The sequence below is a fragment of the Streptomyces sp. NPDC088766 genome (assembly GCF_044750845.1).
Taxonomy (GTDB): Bacteria; Actinomycetota; Actinomycetes; order Streptomycetales; family Streptomycetaceae; genus Streptomyces.
The window spans coordinates 144,085-163,410 of sequence record NZ_JBIVKQ010000011.1 but is presented as its reverse complement, the minus strand read 5'-3'; the positions used below and the strand labels follow the sequence as shown (position 1 = coordinate 163,410).

Below are 19,326 nucleotides of genomic sequence, written 5' to 3'. Positions count from 1 at the left end.
TCAAGACTCCACCCTCATCGGGGCTTCCAAAGGAGATCACAGGTCCTGGTGGCCTTTCAAGGGTTACCGGGTTCTTTCATTGACAGCAGAAAATAAGAGCCCTAGGTTCCCGGCCATGCCCTCGCCCACCGACGCCGAGACGTTCCCCGCCGCCACCCCGGCCGCCTCGCACGTCTTCACCACCGTCCTCTCCCACGGCCCCCTCACCCGGCGGGAGGTGGCCCGGCGGGCCGGTCTGTCCCCGGCCGCGGTCACCAAGGCCGTCCGTCCCCTGATCGCGTCGGGCTATCTGGTGGAGGACACGGACACAGAGGCCCGTCCGGCGCTCGGACGGCCCGCCAACCCGGTGCGCGTCGACGGTGGCCGCGCGCTCTTCATCGGCGTGAAGCTCACCGCTGACGAGATCATCGGCGTGCTCACCGACCTGCGCTGCCGCAGCCTCGTCGACCGTCGCGTACCGCTGGCCGGCCGCGCTCCCGAGGCGGTCCTCGCCGCGACCGCGGACCTCGTGCAGGAACTGCTCACCGAGGCCGAGGGCTACGGCGTCCGGGTGGCCGGCCTCGGCATCGCCGTCTCCGGTGACGTCGACCGCGCCGAGGGCGTGGTGCGGTACTCGCCGTTCCTGGAGTGGCGCGAGATCCCGCTGGCCGAACTCGCCGCCGCCGTCACCGGGTTGCCGGTGACGGTCGACAACGACGTACGGGCCCTCACCGTCGCCGAGCAGTGGTTCGGCGCCGGCGTGGGCCTGTCGGACTTCGCGGTGGTCACCGTCGGCGCGGGCATCGGGTGCGGCCTGGTCGTGCACGGCCGGGTGGTCGCGGGAGCACACGGCGTGGCCGGCGAGATCGGCCACGTGACCGTCGACCCGGACGGGCCGCCCTGCCACTGCGGCAACCGCGGCTGTGTGGAGGCCATCGCCGCGGACGCGGCGATCCTCGCCCGCATCCGCGAGACGGGCGGAACCGAGATCGCGGGCACCGCCGAGGCCGTGGACCGGGCGCGGCACGGGGACACCGGGGCGCGCGAGGCCTACGCCAGGGCCGGCAACGCCATCGGCCGCGGCATCGCCACCGTCGCCAACCTGCTCGGACCCTCCCGCGTGATCATCTCCGGCGAGGGCCTGGCCGCCTACGACCTGTTCGCCGAGCACATCCGTGAGGCGTTCACGGCTGCCGCGTTCGGCTCGGCCGCGCGGTGCGACGTACGCACCAGGCCGCTGCCCTTCGAGGAGTGGGCGCGTGGCGCGGCGGCCACGGCGATCCAGTCCTTCATCACCGCACGCAATTGACAGGAAGTCGTTCCAAGCCTCAGGAATCGGTTGTGAACATTCCAAACCGGTCGAAGCCGGGCGGATTCGATCGAGGGTCGGAGTGCGTGACCGAAGGCCGGGTACCCGGAGCCGCGTGATACCTCCGACCTCCTGCATCCCCGCGACAGGGGAGCGCGTGTCCGTACAGCCCCGGCCGCCGGTGGCGGAACGCTCCCGCGAGGGGCGGGTGCTGGCGGGTCGTTACCGGCTGGGCTCCCTGGTCGGGCGGGGCGGCGCCGCCGACGTCCACGCGGGCTTCGACCTCCGGCTCAGGCGGCGGGTCGCGGTCAAGGTGTTCCGGGGCGGTGCGGCACAGTCGGAGAAGGGTTTCACCGACGAGGCCGTACTGCTCGCCGGACTCCAGCACCCCGGCCTCGTCACCGTCTACGACTCCGGCCGGGACGAAGACCTGCCCTTCCTGGTCATGCAGTTCCTCGACGGGCTGACGTTGCGCGCACGGATAGGGGCCGGGGCCTTGCCCCCGGCCACCGTTCGCGAACTCGGCTCCGCCCTCGCCGAAGCACTCGCGTACGTGCACGCCGCGGGCGTGGTGCACCGCGACGTCAAACCGTCCAACATCCTCCTGGACACCGCCGGCGCGCCCCACTTGTCCGACTTCGGCATCTCGCGCCCGGCCGACGGCACCGGGCAGACGGCCCCCGACGTGCTGGAGGGCACCGCGGCCTACCTGGCACCCGAACAGGTCATGTCCCGTCAGGCCGGGCCCGCCGCCGACGTCTACGCCCTCGGCCTGACCCTGCTGGAGTGCGTCAAGGGCGAACTGGAGTACCCGGGCGCCCCGCTGCAGGCGGCGATCGCCCGGCTGCACCGTCCGCCGGTCCTGCCCCGCTTCCTCGACGACGAACTGACCGGCCTGCTGGCGGCCATGACGGCCGAGGACCCGGAGGCCCGCCCCGGCGCCGCCTCGTGCGCCCGTGCGCTGGCCGCCATGAGCGGGCGCGACCTCACCGGCGCGGCCGGGACGCCCGGCATCAGGGGCGCGTTCTTCGGCCGCACCGGAGAGTCCCGCGCCGCCGCGCGCCGGGCGGCGGGCCCCGCCGCTCCCCGCCGGCCGGGCGGGCGCACCCTGGCGGTGGCGGGTGCCGCGCTGGCCGCCGTGCTCGGCGTCACCCTGACCGGGTCGATCGGAGCGGCGCCCGACGACAGCGCCTCGCGGGCGAAGGACTCCGGTGCCGGTGCGCCGCCCGCCACCGGGCCGGTGAACCCGCCCGCGACCACTGCGGACACGCCGGCCGGTCCGGCCTCCGACGCCCCCTCCGCAGCCGCGGACGGGACCGTGGCCGCGGACGGGACCGTGGCCGCGACCCCCGCGACCCGTGCCCCGTCGTCCGGGCGGGACGGCGAGGCCGGCGACCGGGCGCAGGAACCCCCGGCGGCCGACGGTCCCCGCACGCGCGGCAAGCCCGACAAGACCCGGGCACCGGCCGGGGCGGCCAAGGGCAAGGAACAGGCCACGGGCAAACAGAACCGGGCCGCGGGCCGGTGACGGCCGACCGGCCCCTCACCGAGCGGCCGGCACGACGTGAGCGTCCCCTGCCCCGAGGGCACCGTCGACGGTTTGTCGCGGCACCACGTTCTTCCAGCCTTCCAGCCCGTCGATCCCCTTCCGAGCCGGTACGGGCCGACCCCGAAGACCGCGGGCGAGGCCGTGACGCCCGCTCCGCAGCCGGGCGCCTCCACCGACACCTGGGCCCCGGCCGGGTCCACGAGGTCTGGATCGCGCCGGTCCGGCGGCGGAACGGATTCCGCCGCCGGACCCGCCCGTCTCGTCCCCGCCCGTCCCGTCCCCGCGCGTCTCGTCCCTGCGCGTCTCGTCCCTGCGCGTCGTCTCCGCGCGAGGAGCGCGTGGGCGGCGGCCACGAACGGGCCGTGGGCCGGAACCGGAGGGTGCACGACCCCACCAGCGCCGTGCCCGTGCCCGTGCCCGTGCCCGTGCCCGGGCCCGGGCCGGGAGCCCGGGAAGCCTGCCGGCCCGGTCTCGCCCCGCCGGGGAGGCACATCGACCCCCGGTCGGTGGGGTGACGGAGCCGGCCCGCCGTGTGCACGTGCCGGTGGACGGGGCCGCGTCGCAGGACGGGGCGCGGCCGTCCTTGCCCCGGGCGTCGAGGCGGTGGGCGGTCGAGCGCCGGAGGGCCTGGACGTCGACAGGTGCACCGGGCCGGCACGGGACAGCGGTCCGACGATCCGCCGCCCAGGAAGACGATGCGTCCCTCGGCGTCGAGGACCACCGCCGCCACGCTCAGCATGTCCAGCAGGCCGGTGGTGCGGGGCGGCTCGAGGCCGTACGGGTCGTTGCCGGACCGGAAGGAATCGGACGTCGTCCCCGAGCCTCCTCCACCGGTCGGCGGAACGGGGCGGCGACGGCCGGTACCGCCGCACGTCCGGGTCGCGGGCACCGGCCCCTCCATGCTTCCTCCGCACGGCGGATCCGGGAAGCCTGGTCGCCGTCGGCACCGGCCGACCCGGCCGGTGCCGTGCGCATCGGCCGGACTAGCAGGACCATGGTCGTGAAGAGGATGGCAGCCATGGAATCTGCTCGAGGTACTCCCAAGGGTCCGCCGCCCGACGGACCCGGACGCTTCCCCGGCGGGCCGACGCCCGGCGGCCCCGACGACGTGCCCGGCCGCCTGCTGCGCGGCGGGGCCGGGGAGGTCTCCGGCGGCCCGCCGGCCGCGGGACCGGCGGAGGTTCCCGACGGGCCGCTGCGCGACGAATCCGGGAAGGTCTCCGGCGCGCCGCTGCACGGTGGACCGGCGGAGGCCCCCGGTGGGCCGGCGTTCGGCGAACCGGGCGCGGTTCAGGACGGGGCGGTGCCCGGTGCGCCCGGTGACGTGCCGGGCGGGCCGCTGCACGGCGGGACCGGGGAGGTCTCCGGCGCGTCGCTGCCCGCCGAGCCGGGCCGGAGCCCTGGTGGGCCGGCACCCGGTCGCGCCGACGGCGGTCCCGGTGTGCCGGCGGCCGGTGAGCGCGATCGTCTTCCCGGTGGACCGGCGGGCGGTGCGCCCGGTGGCGGTCCGGGCGGGGCGCCGGCCGGGGGATCCGGTGAGCCGGCGGCCGACGGGGCCGACGGGGTTCTCGACGCGTCCACCGACGCGGCGGCCGTCGTCACCGTCGGTGGCGTCGTCGTGGGCTGGACCCGGGCGGCCGAAGCGCTGCTCGGCCGCCCGGCGGGCGAGGTGGTCGGCGGTTCCGCCGCGCGTCTGGTGGCGATGCCCGCGGACCCGGCGCGGGTGGCCGGCGTCGCCGAGCGCTGCCGCGCCGGAATGGGGTGGAACGGACGCATCTCCGTACGCCATCACGACGGCCGGCCCCTGGACGTGGACCTGCGCGTCTCCGCGTCCTTCCGCCTGGGCGACGAGGAGTGCTTCCTGCTCTCTGCCCGTGAGCGGCGGACGCGGTGGACGGTCGGCCAGTCCGTCCTCGACGGGTTCCTGACCCGCTCGCCGATCGGCATGGCGGTGATGGACCTGGACCTGCGCTACGTGTGGCTGAACGACACCCTGGAGCGCTTCGGCGGCGTCCCCCGCGAGCAGCGGCTGGGACACCGGCTGAGCGAGTTGCTCCCCGGCCTCCAGGCGGAGACGCTCGAAGGCCTGATGCGCAAGGTCCTGGAGACGGGCGCCCCGGTCACCGACTACGAGTACGTGGGATGGAGCTGGGCCGACCCGCACCGGCAGCACGCCTACTCGACCTCGTTCTTCCCGCTGGTGGACGCCCACGACGCCGTCGCCGGGGTCTGCTACATGGTCCTGGACGTCACCGAGCGGTGGAACGCGCGCCGCCTGCTGTCGATGGTCAACGAGGCCGGAACCTGCGTCGGCACCACCCTGGACGTGATGCGGACGGCCCAGGAACTCGCCGACTTCGCCGTTCCGGGCTTCGCCGACTTCGTCATCGTCGATCTCCTGGAGCCGGTCCTCAGCACCGAGGGGCACGGCGCCTGGCTGACCGACGCGGGCCCGGCGCCCGCCAGACCGGTGATGCGCCGCGCCGCGCTGAGGTCGGTGCGCGAGGGCTGCCCGGAGGCGGTGGCGCAGATCGGTGACCGTGTGGGCTTCCTCCCGCCCCCGCACGGTATGCGTCTGCTCATGGCGGGGGACGCGATCCTCATCCCGGTCCTCGACCCCTCCGAGGGCCTGTGGGTGGCGGAGGAGCCCGCGCGCGCGGAGCGGATCCGGGAGTTCGGACTGCACTCGCTGATCTCCGTGCCGATGCGGGCGCGGAACACCGTCCTGGGGGTCACCACGTTCATCCGCTCGCTCAACCCGGTCTCCTTCCAGTCCGACGACGTGCTGCTGGCCCGGGAACTGGTCGCGCGGGCGGCCCTGTGCGTCGACAACGCGCGGCGCTACACGCGGGAGCACACGGCCGCCGTCACCTTGCAGCGCAGCCTGCTGCCGGACGTCCTGACCGGCGGTTCGGCGCTGGAGGTCGCCTCCAGCTATCTGCCGGCCGACCCGACGGACGGCGTGGGCGGCGACTGGTTCGACGTCATCCCGCTCTCCGGGGCCCGCGTGGGCCTGGTGGTCGGGGACGTGGTGGGGCACGGCATCACCGCCGCGGCGACGATGGGCCGGCTGCGCACCGCCGTGCAGACCCTCGCCGACATGGAGATGCCCCCCGACGAACTGCTGGCCCACCTGGACGACCTCGTGCTCCGGCTGAGCGCGGAGGACAGCGACGACGAGGCGGCCCGCACCACGGCGGCCACCTTCCTCGGCGCAACGTGTCTCTACGCCGTCTACGATCCCGTCACCCGGCGGTGCTCGATCGCCCGGGCCGGGCATCCGCCCCCCGTCGTGGTCTCGCCCGACGGGCGGGTCACCTTCCCGGAGGTTCCCGCCGGGCCTCCGCTCGGGCTCGGCGGCATGGGCTTCGAGACCACCGAGATCGAACTCGCCGAGAACAGCCTTCTGGGCCTCTACACCGACGGTCTCATCGAGGGGGCCGACCGCGACATGGAACGGGGCATGGCCCGGCTCGGCGAACTGCTGGCCCACCCGGACGGCGATCTCGACACGCTGTGCTCGACGGCGGTACGGCACCTCGTGCCCGCGCCCCGGCCCGACGACGTCGCCCTGCTCCTGGTCCGCACCCGCGCCCTGGACGCCGACGACGTCGTGTCCTGGGAGGTCCCCGTGGATCCGGCCGCCGTCGCCGACGCACGGGCCCGCGCGATCCGCCAGGTGGAGGCCTGGGGGCTGGGGGACCTCGCGATGACGACCGAACTCGTCGTGAGCGAGCTGGTCACCAACGCGATCCGGCACGCCGTTCCCCCCATCCGGCTCCGCCTGCTCCGCGACGCCCGGCTGACCTGCGAGGTCTGCGACGCCAGCAGTACGGCCCCCCGGCTCCGGCACGCCCGCAGCACGGACGAGGGGGGCCGGGGCCTGTTCCTCGTCGCCCAGCTCGCGCATCGCTGGGGAGCGCGCTACACGCCCGACGGCAAGATCATCTGGGCCGAGCAGGAGATCCCGGTGCCCCCGTAGAAGGGGGCACCGGGAGGTTCACGCGGCGGCGTTCACGCACAGCCCCAGGCGTTCATGCCCTGCATCGCCGCGAGCCTGCGGGCGACGGCGATCTGCGACCTCCTGCTCGCCAGGTCGGCTCGCGGCGCGTGTCTGAGTCCGCCCGCGGCGACCCAGCTGCGCTGTGAGAACTGGAGGCCGCCGTAGTAGCCGTTTCCGGTGTTGGCCCGCCAGTTGCCGCCGGACTCACAGCGGGCGATGGCGTCCCAGTCGGCTCCCGCGGGGAGGCCCGGGGCCGCCCCGGCGGCGGGGGTCATGACGGTCAGGAGGGCGGCGACGGGCAGGCCGAGCCACAGGGCGGGGCGGGCCGACCGGAGCGGTCCGCGCGCATGACGGCGCATCAGGTGTTTCTGAAGTGAAAACATGACAAGTGACATTAAGCGTATGAATTCGCCACCGCCTGTCGTCACGCCCGCGCGCGGCCTCTTGTACGGCCTTCCGGGTGACGGGCCGTCACCCCCACCCGCCTGCGGCGGCCGGTCCTCGCCGCCCGCCCCGACGGCAGCACCGGCGGCAGCACCGGCGGGTGCACCGGCGGGTACACATCGGCCTCACCGTCGTCCCCGCCGTGCGCGCGTTGCGCGGGTGCCGGGCCGACGCCGCCGTGCGCACGCTCCACCTCGCGTGGAACGACGCCCCCGTGGCGCTGCTCGAACACCGGGTGGACGCGGTGGCGACCCGGTGCCCGACCGCCCCGCGCCGCCCGCGGGCGGTCCCCCGGAACGACACCTGCCGATCGGGGAGGGCGGCGCAAGCTCTCCCCCCGCACCCGTCTACGATGTCCTGGCCCCTGCCCGACCGGCGTGGGAGCGAGTCGGCGCCCGGTGACCCGGTCCGACTCGGTGGACAGGGGTCGACACCGGCGTTGACCCGCCTCGTCGACCGTGCCTGTCCGCCGGCCCAACTGGCCCTGTCGTGGCCGCCGTCTGCCGAAAGTGACGTCCGTACGTGTTCCAGGAAACGCCGATCTTCCATCGTCTCGTCGCCGAGCGGGGCGACATCCCGACCCAGGTGCGGGGCGAGGCCGAGCGGATCCAGCGCGATCTCGCCTCGGTCATCCCGTCCCCGTCCGCCGCCGGCAACCTGCCCGCGCAGCACTTCCTCGCCGTGCGGGGCCGCCCCGAGTGAACCGCTCCCGCCGGCCGCACCGCCGGACCGGCTGACAGAACGTGCAGACCTCGTGCCCGCGCCGAGCAGTCACTTTGCTCGACGTCCGGACGGCGTCTGAGAACACCTTCGTCTCTTTGCGCAAGAGGTGAGGGGCCGTGGGACGGCGCGTCAGGACGCCCCACCGCCGGCCGTCCGTCCGCCCTCACCTCTTGAGGAAGAGCAGTGCCGCGTCTCCTTGCACGGGCCGCGGCCATGACCGCCGCCGCGCCCGCCGTCCTGCTGACGAGCCCGGCGGCTTCCCGCGCCGCGATCGCCGGCCCGCCCGCGACACCGGCCCCCGACCGTGCGCACCGCGACACCGGCCCCCGACCGTGCGCACCACTACGCCTGCCGGCGCTGCACCACCGTCGTCAACGACCGCGACACCACCGTGAGCGTGACCGTCGACCACGCCGACGGCCGGTGGGCCCCGTGCCGCACCCTCGCACCGCACGACATCGCCGCCTCCGCCGGACGCGGCTCCGGCGAGAATCGTGTCATCTGTTTCAGCACCTGCCTGGCCGAGGCCGCCCGACCGCACCCGCGCCGCCCGACCGCACCCGCGCCGCCCGACCGGTCCGCGCCACCTGACCGGTCCGCGGCGCGCTCCCGGCCGTGCTCCCGGCCGTGCTCCCCGGCCCCGCAGCCCGCCGAGCGCGAGGCCGGGGAGCGCCGTGCCCGCGCCGATCACGGCGGGCCTCCGCTTCGCCCGGGGCCCCGTGGCCGGCTCCGGCCGGTGCGGGCTGCCGCAGCGGCGCACCCACCGCCGAGCGGACGGACGGATGGGCGACCGGGTGGACCAGTGGCACCGTCCACGACGGCGGCTCCCGGCGGACGCCCGGCGGTGGCCGGAAGCCGCCGTGTGTGCGTCGCGGGCATCGGGTACTCGGCCCGCGATCTGTTCGACGTGCGCGGAAGGGACGGCCGTGATGACGGTGCCGGAAGAGAACCGGAAGAGAACCGGGAGAAGACCGACACGACCGACGAGGTGACCGGCGCGGGCACCGGCTCCGGGGGCTCCTCCCGTCCGGGTGCGGCGTCGGGCCGCACGATGCGCGAGGCGGGGGAGGAGGCCGGTGTCCGCTCCGAGGGCCACCGGGCCTCCGCGGGACCGAAGGGGTCGCGGCGCCGCGCCCGCCCGGTTCGTCCGGCCGCGGCGCGCGACCCGTTCCGGGTCTGCCCGGATCCCGCTGCCGCCGGTCACCCGGCTGGTGGACGAGCCACTGCGACGGACTCCCGACCGTGCCAGATTGATGCACGGAACCACCTTTTCGTAGGCCTTTGTGTGCCTTTGACGCCGTGGTCCCCGCGGCCCCCCGCCACCCGCGAGCAGGTGCGGAGGAGGCCGTACGCCCTCCGCTGCCGTCGGCAGCCGGACCGCCACGCGGCCCCGGCACACATCCGCGCCACGAGTGAGAAGCGAAGGAAGCGATGAGCGAGAGCAATCCCATCAAGCGGGCGGCGGAGAAGGTCGTCGACACCTTGCGCGCCGACGGAGCGGGGCCGGAGGACGGGATCCCCGGGAAGCCGGGCACCCAGTCCCCTCCGGTCGCCGAGCCGACCCGGCCGACGGACCCCCTGCCGCCCAAGCCGGACCAGAGCGGGCCCGACACCGTGTCCCCGACGGGACAGCCCACGGGAGCCGACCAGGCCCGCGTCGCGCAGTCCGGCAGCTACCTGACGAACGCCCAGGGGACCCGCCTCCACGACACCGACCACTCGCTCAAGGCCGGACCCCGCGGCCCCGTACTGCTCCAGGACCACCATCTGCGCGAGAAGGTCATGCACTTCGACCACGAGCGCATCCCGGAGCGGGTGGTGCACGCCCGGGGCGCGGCGGCCCACGGGGTGTTCCAGAGCTACGGCACGGCGGCCTCCGTGACCAGGGCCGACTTCCTCGCGGAGGACGAGGAGACACCCGTCTTCGTGCGGTTCTCCACGGTGCTGGGCTCGCGCGGTTCGTCCGACACCGTGCGGGACACCCGCGGTTTCGCGACGAAGTTCTACACCAGCGAGGGCGTCTTCGACCTGGTCGGGAACAACATGCCCGTCTTCTTCATCCAGGACGCCATCAAGTTCCCGGACGTCATCCACGCGGGCAAACCGCACCCGGACCGCGAGATCCCGCAGGCCCAGAGCGCGCACGACACCTTCTGGGACTTCGTCACCCTGCACACCGAGGCCACCCACCACACCCTGTGGAACATGTCCGACCGGGGCATCCCGCGCTCGTACCGCACGATGGAGGGCTTCGGCGTCCACACCTTCCGCCTGGTCGACGCCGACGGCGGCACGACGCTGGTGAAGTTCCACTGGAAGCCCAGGCTGGGTGTGCACTCCCTGGTGTGGGAGGAGGCGCAGATCATCAACGGCGTCGACCCGGACTTCCACCGCCGGGACCTCGCCGACGCCATCGAGGCGGGCGCGTACCCTCAGTGGGAGCTGGGCATCCAGACCTTCCCCGACACCCCGGACCAGACCTTCGAGGGCATCGACCTGCTGGATCCGACCAACCTCGTCCCCGAGGAACTGGCCCCCGTGCGGCCGGTCGGGCTGCTGACCCTCACCCGCAACCCCTCGAACTTCTTCGCCGAGACCGAGCAGGTCGCCTTCCACGTCGGCCACCTCGTGCCGGGCATCGACATCACCGACGACCCGCTGCTGGCCGGGCGCCTGTTCTCCTACCTCGACACCCAGATCACCCGGCTCGGCGGCCCCAACTTCCCCCAGCTGCCCATCAACCGGCCGCACGCGCCGGTCAACGACATGCTGCGCGACGGCATGCACCAGACGGCCGTGCACCGGGGTGTCGCCCCCTACCGGCCCAACTCCCTCGACGGCGGCTGCCCGTTCACCGCCGGCGCGGACACCGGTGCCTACATCGAGTCGCCGGTGCCGGTGCCCGAGGCCACCAAGGTGCGTGAGGCACCCGAGTCGTTCGCGGACCACTTCAGCCAGCCGCGCCGGTTCTGGCTCAGCATGAGCCCGGTGGAGCGCGAGCACATCATCGGCGCCTACACCTTCGAACTCTCCAAGTGCTACGAACAGGCCATCAGGGAGCGGGCGTTGCAGGTCCTGGCCAACATCGACCCGGAGCTGTGCGGCGAGGTGGCGACGGGCCTCGGCCTGCCGGCGCCGCAGCCGACCGTGCCGCTCGCGGACGTCGAGCCCAGTCCGGCCCTGTCGCAGGTGGGCCGCACCTGGCCCACGGACGGCCGGGTCATCGGCATCGTCGCGGGCCCGGACGGCGACCTCGACGGGGTACGCGCCGTACGCGACGCCGTCCTCGAAGGCGGCATGGTCCCCCTGGTGATCGGCCCGGTCGGCGGCACCCTGGGCTCCCTGACGGTGCAGCGCACCTACGCAGGCGCGCGGTCCGTCGAGTTCGACGCGCTGCTGCTGGCGGGAACCCCCGCCGTGGGCGGCGACGCCTACGGCGCCCGTGACGCCAAGGGGCTCCCCGCCGCCGTGGGCCCGGCGCCCGTGGACCCGCGCGTCAGCCTGCTGGTGTCGGAGGCCTTCCGGCACGGCAAGGCCCTCGGCGCCTGGGCGGGCGGCGAGGCCGTCCTCGACGCGTCCGGGGTGCCCGCCGGCGCACCGGGCGTCGTCGCCGGCGCCTCGGGTACGGCCGTCCTGGAGCAGCTCACCCGTCTCCTGGGCGGGCACCGCGCGTGGGACAGGTTCGCCGCGGCCTGACCGGCCGAGCCGCGGCCTGACCGGCCGAGCCGCGGCCTGACCGGCCGAGCCGCGGCCTGACCGGCCTGCCGGTCCACGACGGCCCGCCCATCCGCCCATCCGCCCGGCCGCCGGCCGCGCACTTCCGCAGCGTGCGGCCGGCGGCTCCCCGTTCTCCCGCCGGGGGCGGCCCGTGCGGACCTTCCTTCCCCGCGCCGGCTTCACCGGCAGCCGCGGCGAAACCGGCGTCCGCACCCGGCGGGAGCCGGCCGACGCCGGTGAACTGCCGCCGTGGCCGGGCGACCCGGAATCCCACCGCGGCCACCGGTCCGCGCTCGTGCGCAAGGGCCCGGACCTCTACGGCCGTCTCTTCCCGGACGTGCCCGACGACCTGCCCCACGTGCGGCCCGCCTCGGACCGGACGCCCGACGGCGCCACGCCCGACGTGGTGTCGGGCGTGGCGCCGGGGCATCATCGGTCGCACGGCGGACGTGCCCGACGCGGTACGTCAGTTGTTCACGTCCCGGTCGAAGTCCTTGGCGCACTGATCGCGTTCGGCCTGCGTCTCGGCGTGCTCGACACAGTCGGAGTAGCTCTTGAACTCGTCCGAGTCGAGCAGCGACACGCCCGCAGCGAGGATGACCGACGAACCGATCAGGCCGAGGGCTCCCGTCACCGCGCCGACGATGGCCATGACGCCGTTGGTGGCGACGCCACGCCTCGCGCGGCGGTGTCCCAGGACGCCGAAGACCAGGGCGAGCAGCCCGAGGACGATGCCGCCGAAGACGGTCCAGAAGAGCACGACGGCCACGATGCCCAGCACGAGCGCCGCGATCCCGAATCCGTTGCGGTGCTCGGGCGTCGTGCCGTACGGGGGCCGGGGCTGTCCGTACGGGCCTTGGGCCGAGGTCATGGTGGTGACTCCCTCCGGTACGGGGATCGCGGGTGCGGTGCCGGCGGCCTCCGCGAAGTCGCGGACCGCGGTGCAGGTCGGTTGCCCCCTCCTCCCCGGCCCATGCCCGCGGCCGGCGCGCCACCTCGCGACGGCCGAACTCGCCGGACGATCAAGGATTTTGGGCCTGATCGGCGCCCGGCCGGGTAGGCGGACGAGGACAGCGACCGATCCGACCCGAGGAGGACGACGATGGCCACCGTCATCCAGCGCATCAAGGAGTTCAGCAGGAGCCCTCAGGGCCGCCGCACCATGGAGCAGGTGCGCCGTACGGCGTCCGATCCGCGCCGGCGGGCCCAGGCGCGCCGGCTGCTGGACCGGCTGCGCACGCGGCGGTAGCCGGGCGAGCGCGCCGGTGACCGACTGTTCTAAAGTGACTGCCGTCAGTCAGTTCCGGATGACCTGGGACGGAGAGGTAGTCGCCCATCATGCCGACCGAAACGTTTGAGTTCCGCGTAGAGGCCCGTCAGCTCCTGCAGCTGATGATCCACTCGATCTACTCGAACAAGGATGTCTTCCTGCGTGAACTCGTCTCCAACGCCTCGGACGCGTTGGACAAGCTGCGCCTGGCGGCGCTGCGCGACGACACGTTGGACGCCGACGTGTCCGACCTGCACATCGGCATCGAGGCCGACGGCGAGGCCCGCACCCTGACCGTGCGGGACAACGGCATCGGCATGTCGTACGACGAGGTGGCGGAGCTGATCGGCACCATCGCCAACTCCGGCACGGCGAAGTTCCTCGAGCAGTTGCGGCAGGCCGACGACGAGGCCGGCGCCGAGAACCTCATCGGGCAGTTCGGCGTCGGCTTCTACTCCAGCTTCATGGTGGCCGACGAGGTCACCCTGGTGACCCGGCGGGCCGGCGAGGCGCAGGGCACGCGCTGGTCGTCGCGCGGCGAGGGCACCTACACGCTGGAGACCGTCGACGGGGCGCCGCAGGGCACCACCATCACCCTCCACCTCAAGCCGGCCGACCCGGAGAACCAGCTCCACGACTACACCTCGCCGTGGAAGCTCCGGGAGATCGTCAAGCGGTACTCGGACTTCATCACCTGGCCGATCCGGATGACCCCGCAGGCCCCGGCCGGCGACGGCGGGGAGAGCGACGGCGCCGCGCCCGAACCCGAGACGCTGAACTCGATGAAGGCGCTCTGGGCGCGGTCGCGCGACGAGGTCGAGGACGCGGAGTACCACGAGCTCTACAAGCACATCAGCCACGACTGGAACGACCCGCTGGAGACCATCCGGCTCCAGGCCGAAGGCACCTTCGAGTACCAGGCGCTGCTGTTCATCCCCTCGCACGCCCCGCACGACCTGTTCACCCAGGGCCACAAGCGCGGCGTCCAGCTCTACGTCAAGCGCGTCTTCATCATGGACGACTGCGAGGCCCTCCTCCCGCCGTACCTGCGGTTCGTCAAGGGCGTCGTCGACGCCCAGGACCTCTCGCTCAACGTGTCCCGTGAGATCCTCCAGCAGGACCGCCACATCCAGCTGATGCACCGGCGGCTGGCGAAGAAGGTCCTGTCCTCGGTGAAGGACATGGCGAACGCCGCCCCCGACCGGTACGCCACGTTCTGGCGGGAGTTCGGCCCCGTCCTGAAGGAGGGGCTGGTGACCGACGCGGACAACCGTGAGGCCCTCCTCGCCGTCTCGTCGTTCGCCACCACGCACGACGCCTCGGAGCCGACGACGCTCAAGCAGTACGTGGAGCGGATGAAGGACGGGCAGGACGCCGTCTACTACATGACCGGCGACTCCCGCGACGCCATCGAGAACTCGCCGCACATGGAGGCCTTCCGGGACCGCGGCATCGAGGTCCTGCTGCTGACCGACCCGGTCGACGAGGTGTGGACCGACGCGGTCGCCGAGTTCGACGGCAAGCCGCTGCGGTCCGTGGCCAAGGGCGAGCTCCCCCTCGACGGCGACGGTGACGAGGAGAAGCCCGAGGAGAGCCGGGAGAAGCAGAACGAGGAGTACGCCGACCTGCTCGCCTGGATGAAGGAGCAGCTCGGGGAGGACGTCAAGGAGGTCCGGCTGTCCTCCCGGCTCACGGTCTCCCCGGCCTGCCTGGTCTCCGACACCGACGACCTGACCCCGGCGCTGGAGAACCTCTACCGCGCGATGGGCCAGGACGTCCCCCGCGCCCGGCGCATCCTCGAACTCAACCCCGACCACACCCTCGTGAAGGGCCTCAACCGGGCCCTGCGCGACCGGGCGGACCGGGCCGCGCTCGCCGAGGACGCACAACTCCTCCACGGCCTCGCGGTACTCGCGGAAGGCGGTCGGCCGAAGGAGCCCGCCCGCTTCACACAACTCCTCGCCGAACGCCTGGAACGCGCCCTTTAGCAGGATTTCCGAAGGGGTGGCGCCGCGCCCAAGGTGCCACCCCTCGACGAATTGTCAGCGGTGTGCTGAAGAATACGCGGAAGCGAGATCAACTCCGGGCAAGACGGGGTAGGCGGTCTCGAGTCCCTGCCCTGAAAGAGGTCACCGCTGATGCCGCTCACCGCGATCCGGCCGCAGTCCGCCGACACGCCTCGAACCCCGGCCACGGCCGACATCCTGCGCATCGTCTCGGACGCCCGCACCCCGGTCTTCGTCACCGTGCACGCCAACGGCCGCCGCAGGTACAGCTATTGGCGCCCGCTGGACTCCACCACCGGCAGAGGCGGCTGCTACGTCGCCCTCCCCACCGCCGAGTGCGACGAACTGCAGGCCGCCGGCCGCATCACCCTCGGCGACCCCCTCACCGACCCCACGAAGACCACCTACCGGGTCCGGCCGCTGCGCACCGCCCCGGCCCCCACCCGCATACCCCCGGCCCCCCACCGCCCCTATGCGGCCCCGGTCCCGGCCCGCACCCGGGACCGCATCCGGGCGGCGTGAGGCGGCACGCGCGGCACCACCCCGTCAGACCGGCGGCGCGACCACCGCACGCCGGGTCGGCATCATCGCCCAGCGGATCGCCGCCGTCATCGCGGCCCCCAGCGGCCGCACGCACAGGGTGTCGACGACGGCGAACCGGGGGAGGCGCAGCTCGGCGGCGGCCCAGCCGGGGAGCAGCGACACGGCGTTGGCGGCCAGTACGCCGTAGGGCAGGCGAGCCACGAGGGGGACCGGCGGGTTCAGCAGGAGGAAGCGGGCGGTGTCCCGGGCCTCGGGTGTGGCGCGCAGCTCCGGGCGGTACGCCGACAACCGCGCCGCGAGCGACTCCCTGCTGCGCGGCGGATCGGGGATGCCGAGGGCGACGGCGATCCGGGCCGTGTCCTCGACGTACCCGTCGCACTCCTCGTCCGACAGGGGGCGCAGGCCGTAGCGCTGGTGCGCGCGGAGGAAGCTGTCGACCTCGGCGACGTGCACCCAGGCCAGCAGGTGCGGGTCCGACGCGCGGTACGGCTCCCCGCTCGCGGTGACCCCGCGGACGCGTTCGTGGACGGTGCGGACCTGGTCGCAGGCCTGCTGGGCGTGCTCGGCGGTGCCGTACGTCGTCGTCGCGAGAAAGGTGCTGGTGCGCTGGAGCCGGCCCCACGGGTCGCCCCGGAAACCCGAGTGCGCGGCCACGGCGGCCATGGCGAGCGGATGCAGCGACTGGAGCAGCAGGGCGGACAGGCCGCCGACGAACATCGAGGCGTCGCCGTGCACCTGGCGGACGGGACGCTCCGGTCCGAACCAGCGCGGGCCCGGCGTGCCGTGGATGCGGGCGCGGTTGCGCACCCCGTCGGGCCCGGCGACGCGCGCGAAGAGGCCCTGCCCCAGCCGCTCGCGCGGACTCGGGCCGTTCGTTCCGATCGTCCTCATGGCTGCCGTGGCCTCCTCTCGGCCCACCGGGAAGCGCAGGCTCGCGGCGTCCGTCCTTTTCTGCCGCTCCTGCGGGCCGAGCAGGAGTGACACCTCTCAGTCGTGCGTCCCGAACGATTCCGGGAGGCCGTTCCCTCACGGCCTGGCCGGACGGGTACGGCCGGAGGCCACGGGGAGGGCCCGGACCACCACTGCGGTGGAGCGGGGCCCCGCACGCCGATGCCGTACCCGGCGTCGCAGGTTGCACCATCACCGTAGCCCGAACGGCCCAGGACGCCACAAGTCCGGGAGCCGACCATCACACGATCGAGTCAGACCGACCCCGTGCACACTCCTCGGCGAGCAGCCGGCCCCCCCCAGGGGCGCGCGAGGCGACGCGCCGACGGCGGCAGCGGTGGCGGACGGATGTCAGGAGCAGGCGGTCAGGAGCAGTCGTACACGAACCGTGCCTCGGCCGACCGCCGCTCGGGCGACAGCACCCGCAGCTCCGCCACCGCCTCGTGCCGGCCGGGCCCCCGGAAGGTCCACAGCAACTGGAGCCGCACGTGCCGCTGTCCCCGCGCGACCGTGGCGTGCCGTACGGCGGAGGAGGTGCCGTCGCTGCGCACCCACCGGTAGGAGAGCGTGCCCGGCCGGCCGTCGGTGCGGATGACCCCGACCACGCCGGCGGTCGTGTCACAGCCCTGGAGCTCCCGCGCGACCGACACCGACACCTCGCGCACACCCACCGTGGATGCCGTGTGCTGACGCCAGAACAGGAACAGGACGGCGGCGACCAGCACCAGCGCGGGCAGCGCGTGGCGCCGCAGCCGGCGGTGCGCCGGCGTGGGCGGCACGGGCGTGGGCGGCGTCGGACGTGGCTGCCGGGTCAGGGCCGCCGTCACGCCGGGACCGAAGCGCAGGACGGTCCCGTCACCGGGAACGGCCACCGTGCCGGCCACGAGGGTCGGAGCGGGTTCCGCGGCGGGGCCGGAATCGGGGTCGGGGCCGGGGTCGGGCAGCTGGACCCAGTGGCTGGCCAGCACGGTCGCGCTGTAGTCGTCGTCCCCGGCCCCGGGTTTCGCCGGGGGGAGGGAACCGGGTGCGGGCGTCGCGCCGTCGGGGATGGTCATCGGAGTTCACACTGCCTGGTCAGGAGCTGCTGGGAGGCGTCGCCGCCGGCGGCGACGGGGCTGGTGCCGACCTGGACCGTCCAGTAGCAGCCGCTGCCCTGGAAGGCGTGGTCGACGGTGAAGGAGTACTGCGTGGCACCGCTGCGCTGCTGCGTCGTCGGTGCCCCGTCGCCGGTCCCCGGCCGGCCGCTGACGTTCCCGGTGAACCAGCCGACGGTGACGGAGAACGGGCCGGTGCCGTCCGTCGTGACGGTGACCGTCGCCGTGGCCGTGCCGGGCCCGGTCTGCCGGAACCCGGTCACGGTGACGTCCTTGACCGCGGGCGGGCCCGGGGGAGCGGAGGTGCCGGCCGTGGAGCCGGGAGACGCCGGCAGCGAGGGCTCCGCGGTGGTCGGCCCCGCGCTCGGGGTGGCCGGCGCCGCGGAGGGCGAGGGGGCCAGGGACGCGGACGGGGGAGCCGGGCTGCCGGACGAGGCGGTGGCGGACGGCGCTTCGGAGGGCGTCGTCGTCGGCGTCGGCGACGCGGCGCTCGGCGCGACCGTGCCCGTGGGCGCGGCGGGCACGGCGGGCACGGCGCTCGTGGTGGCCAGGGCCTGCGCGGCCTGCCGGGAGTCGGCGACGGTGTCCGCGCCGACGCCGCGCGCCGCCAGGATCGCCACGAGCACGACGGCCACGGACACCGCGAGCCCCGGCCAGGTGGGCCGCCACGGGCGCAGCCCGCTGCCCGCTCCCCGGCCGAACACCGTACGGGCCGTGTCGGTGGCGGTCGTCGGCATCTCCTGGCCGGTCGGACGGGGGAACAGGAACAGCGCGACCAGCGCGGCCAGCCGGCCGCGTCCCCGCTCCTCCCAGTCGCTCCCGTACGCCGCCGCGGCGACCCCTTCCAGCTCCGCGACGAACGCCGCCGCGTCCGAGGGCCGGTGCTCCGGAGACTTGGCCAGACCCCGGCCGACCAGCGACCGCACCGCCTCGGGCACCTCCGCGACCGGGACGGTGCCCTCGACGTGCTGCAGCGCCAGTTCGGCCAGGTTGTCGCCCGTGTAGGGCCGGTGCCCGGTGAGGCACTCGAAGAAGGTGGCCGTGGCGGCGTACACGTCACCGGCGGGCGAGGCCGGGGCGCCGGTCCACTGCTCCGGGGCCATGTAGGCGGGCGTTCCCGCGGCACCGGCCCGCACACCGGCGTCCACGGCGATGCCGAAGTCGACCAGCTTGGACACGCCCTCGGGGGAGACCAGGACGTTCTCCGGTTTGTAGTCGCGGTGGACCACGCCGACCCGGTGCGCGTCGGCGAGACCGAGCAGCGAGCCCTTGAGGACGACCAGCGCGGCCTCGGGCGACAGCGGGCCCTGCCTGGCCAGCGCGGCCCGCAGGGAGACGCCGTCCACCAGTTCCATCACGATGGCGGCGCCGTTCGTGGCCTCGACGTACTCGTAGAGACCGGCCACGTGCGGGCTGCTCAGTCCGGCGAGCAGCTGCGCCTCCGCGCGGAACCCGTGCACGAAGCCCGGCCGCGTCCGCAGCGACTCGCTGAGGTACTTCACCGCGACCGGCACACCCGTCGGCTCGTGGACGGCCAGCACCACCCGCCCGCTCGCCCCGGACCCGAGTTCGAGCGACTCGGAGTACCCCGGTACCGCCCATGTGTTCATCGCCGTCCCCCAAGCCCGCACTACGCCCGTGACACCCGCGCCCGGCACATCGGGCCACGCGGACGAAGACACGTTTTCGGCCAGAACGGTTGCGGTCCGGCCGATGGTGCCACGCCCGGCCGCAGACGTCA

General features: G+C 74.3%; 14 protein-coding genes. 9 read left to right on the top strand and 5 right to left on the bottom strand.

The features are described from left to right. The first annotated feature begins 115 nt into the window (after positions 1 to 115). The 3 genes from ACIP5W_RS17820 to ACIP5W_RS17810 all read left to right on the top strand — a co-directional run bounded on the left by ACIP5W_RS17820 (position 116) and on the right by ACIP5W_RS17810 (position 6,819). Positions 116 to 1,288, top strand: a complete 1,173-nt coding sequence (locus tag ACIP5W_RS17820; protein WP_401473735.1) for an ROK family protein — start codon at positions 116 to 118, stop codon at positions 1,286 to 1,288. A 157-nt stretch (positions 1,289 to 1,445) separates the two neighbouring features. Beyond that, positions 1,446 to 2,816 carry a serine/threonine-protein kinase gene (locus tag ACIP5W_RS17815; RefSeq protein ID WP_401473732.1) on the top strand — a complete coding sequence of 457 codons (1,371 nt, stop codon included), beginning with the start codon at positions 1,446 to 1,448 and terminating at the stop codon, positions 2,814 to 2,816. A 1,039-nt stretch (positions 2,817 to 3,855) separates the two neighbouring features. Further along, a complete protein-coding gene (locus ACIP5W_RS17810) occupies positions 3,856 to 6,819 on the top strand; it encodes a SpoIIE family protein phosphatase (protein WP_401473729.1) in 2,964 nt (987 codons plus the stop codon). A 32-nt stretch (positions 6,820 to 6,851) separates the two neighbouring features. On the opposite strand, the gene ACIP5W_RS17805 is transcribed toward ACIP5W_RS17810, so the two are convergent. Then, positions 6,852 to 7,115: a transglycosylase family protein gene (locus ACIP5W_RS17805; protein ID WP_401473967.1), complete on the bottom strand. Its 264-nt coding sequence runs from the start codon at positions 7,113 to 7,115 to the stop codon at positions 6,852 to 6,854. 691 nt (positions 7,116 to 7,806) lie between these two features. Between ACIP5W_RS17805 and ACIP5W_RS17800 the strand changes: the two genes are divergently transcribed. From ACIP5W_RS17800 to ACIP5W_RS17790, 3 genes are all read left to right on the top strand, one after another. Next, positions 7,807 to 7,986 carry a hypothetical protein gene (locus ACIP5W_RS17800; RefSeq protein WP_363089620.1) on the top strand — a complete coding sequence of 60 codons (180 nt, stop codon included), beginning with the start codon at positions 7,807 to 7,809 and terminating at the stop codon, positions 7,984 to 7,986. Between the two features lie 325 nt (positions 7,987 to 8,311). Continuing rightward, complete coding sequence (locus ACIP5W_RS17795) at positions 8,312 to 9,442, top strand: hypothetical protein (RefSeq protein ID WP_401473726.1); 1,131 nt, start codon at positions 8,312 to 8,314, stop codon at positions 9,440 to 9,442. Then, a complete protein-coding gene (locus tag ACIP5W_RS17790) occupies positions 9,439 to 11,703 on the top strand; it encodes a catalase (RefSeq protein ID WP_401473723.1) in 2,265 nt (754 codons plus the stop codon). The genes ACIP5W_RS17795 and ACIP5W_RS17790 overlap by 4 nt, the downstream gene beginning before the upstream one ends. 487 nt (positions 11,704 to 12,190) lie before the next feature. On the opposite strand, the gene ACIP5W_RS17785 is transcribed toward ACIP5W_RS17790, so the two are convergent. After that, positions 12,191 to 12,595, bottom strand: coding sequence for a DUF4190 domain-containing protein (locus tag ACIP5W_RS17785; RefSeq protein WP_401473720.1), 405 nt, complete (start codon positions 12,593 to 12,595; stop codon positions 12,191 to 12,193). A 231-nt stretch (positions 12,596 to 12,826) separates the two neighbouring features. Between ACIP5W_RS17785 and ACIP5W_RS17780 the strand changes: the two genes are divergently transcribed. The 3 genes from ACIP5W_RS17780 to ACIP5W_RS17770 all read left to right on the top strand — a co-directional run bounded on the left by ACIP5W_RS17780 (position 12,827) and on the right by ACIP5W_RS17770 (position 15,522). Continuing rightward, the gene (locus ACIP5W_RS17780) at positions 12,827 to 12,973 is read left to right on the top strand and encodes a hypothetical protein (RefSeq protein WP_366060574.1); all 147 of its coding nucleotides are present in this window, start codon (positions 12,827 to 12,829) and stop codon (positions 12,971 to 12,973) included. An 89-nt stretch (positions 12,974 to 13,062) separates the two neighbouring features. Continuing rightward, complete coding sequence (htpG, locus tag ACIP5W_RS17775; protein WP_401473717.1) at positions 13,063 to 14,982, top strand: molecular chaperone HtpG; 1,920 nt, start codon at positions 13,063 to 13,065, stop codon at positions 14,980 to 14,982. Positions 14,983 to 15,132: 150 nt separating this feature from the next. Continuing rightward, a complete protein-coding gene (locus ACIP5W_RS17770; RefSeq protein WP_401473714.1) occupies positions 15,133 to 15,522 on the top strand; it encodes a hypothetical protein in 390 nt (129 codons plus the stop codon). A gap of 24 nt (positions 15,523 to 15,546) precedes the next feature. On the opposite strand, the gene ACIP5W_RS17765 is transcribed toward ACIP5W_RS17770, so the two are convergent. The 3 genes from ACIP5W_RS17765 to ACIP5W_RS17755 form a co-directional block, all read right to left on the bottom strand. Next, on the bottom strand, positions 15,547 to 16,434 hold the full coding sequence (locus tag ACIP5W_RS17765; protein WP_401473711.1) for an oxygenase MpaB family protein: 888 nt from the start codon (positions 16,432 to 16,434) through the stop codon (positions 15,547 to 15,549). Between the two features lie 422 nt (positions 16,435 to 16,856). Continuing rightward, positions 16,857 to 17,546, bottom strand: coding sequence for a hypothetical protein (locus ACIP5W_RS17760; RefSeq protein ID WP_401473708.1), 690 nt, complete (start codon positions 17,544 to 17,546; stop codon positions 16,857 to 16,859). Beyond that, positions 17,543 to 19,195 (bottom strand): protein kinase, encoded by a 1,653-nt coding sequence (locus ACIP5W_RS17755; RefSeq protein WP_401473705.1) that lies wholly within the window; start codon positions 19,193 to 19,195, stop codon positions 17,543 to 17,545. The genes ACIP5W_RS17760 and ACIP5W_RS17755 overlap by 4 nt, the downstream gene beginning before the upstream one ends. Positions 19,196 to 19,326 lie beyond the last annotated feature (131 nt).

Coding starts and splice junctions, on each gene's coding strand:
- ACIP5W_RS17755 (WP_401473705.1), bottom strand. CDS start 19,195: ATGAACACATGGGCGGTACCGGGGTACTCCGAGTCGCTCGAACTCGGG.
- htpG (WP_401473717.1), top strand. CDS start 13,063: ATGCCGACCGAAACGTTTGAGTTCCGCGTAGAGGCCCGTCAGCTCCTG.
- ACIP5W_RS17805 (WP_401473967.1), bottom strand. CDS start 7,115: ATGACCCCCGCCGCCGGGGCGGCCCCGGGCCTCCCCGCGGGAGCCGAC.
- ACIP5W_RS17770 (WP_401473714.1), top strand. CDS start 15,133: ATGCCGCTCACCGCGATCCGGCCGCAGTCCGCCGACACGCCTCGAACC.
- ACIP5W_RS17785 (WP_401473720.1), bottom strand. CDS start 12,595: ATGACCTCGGCCCAAGGCCCGTACGGACAGCCCCGGCCCCCGTACGGC.
- ACIP5W_RS17810 (WP_401473729.1), top strand. CDS start 3,856: ATGGAATCTGCTCGAGGTACTCCCAAGGGTCCGCCGCCCGACGGACCC.
- ACIP5W_RS17820 (WP_401473735.1), top strand. CDS start 116: ATGCCCTCGCCCACCGACGCCGAGACGTTCCCCGCCGCCACCCCGGCC.
- ACIP5W_RS17760 (WP_401473708.1), bottom strand. CDS start 17,546: ATGACCATCCCCGACGGCGCGACGCCCGCACCCGGTTCCCTCCCCCCG.
- ACIP5W_RS17765 (WP_401473711.1), bottom strand. CDS start 16,434: ATGAGGACGATCGGAACGAACGGCCCGAGTCCGCGCGAGCGGCTGGGG.
- ACIP5W_RS17780 (WP_366060574.1), top strand. CDS start 12,827: ATGGCCACCGTCATCCAGCGCATCAAGGAGTTCAGCAGGAGCCCTCAG.
- ACIP5W_RS17790 (WP_401473723.1), top strand. CDS start 9,439: ATGAGCGAGAGCAATCCCATCAAGCGGGCGGCGGAGAAGGTCGTCGAC.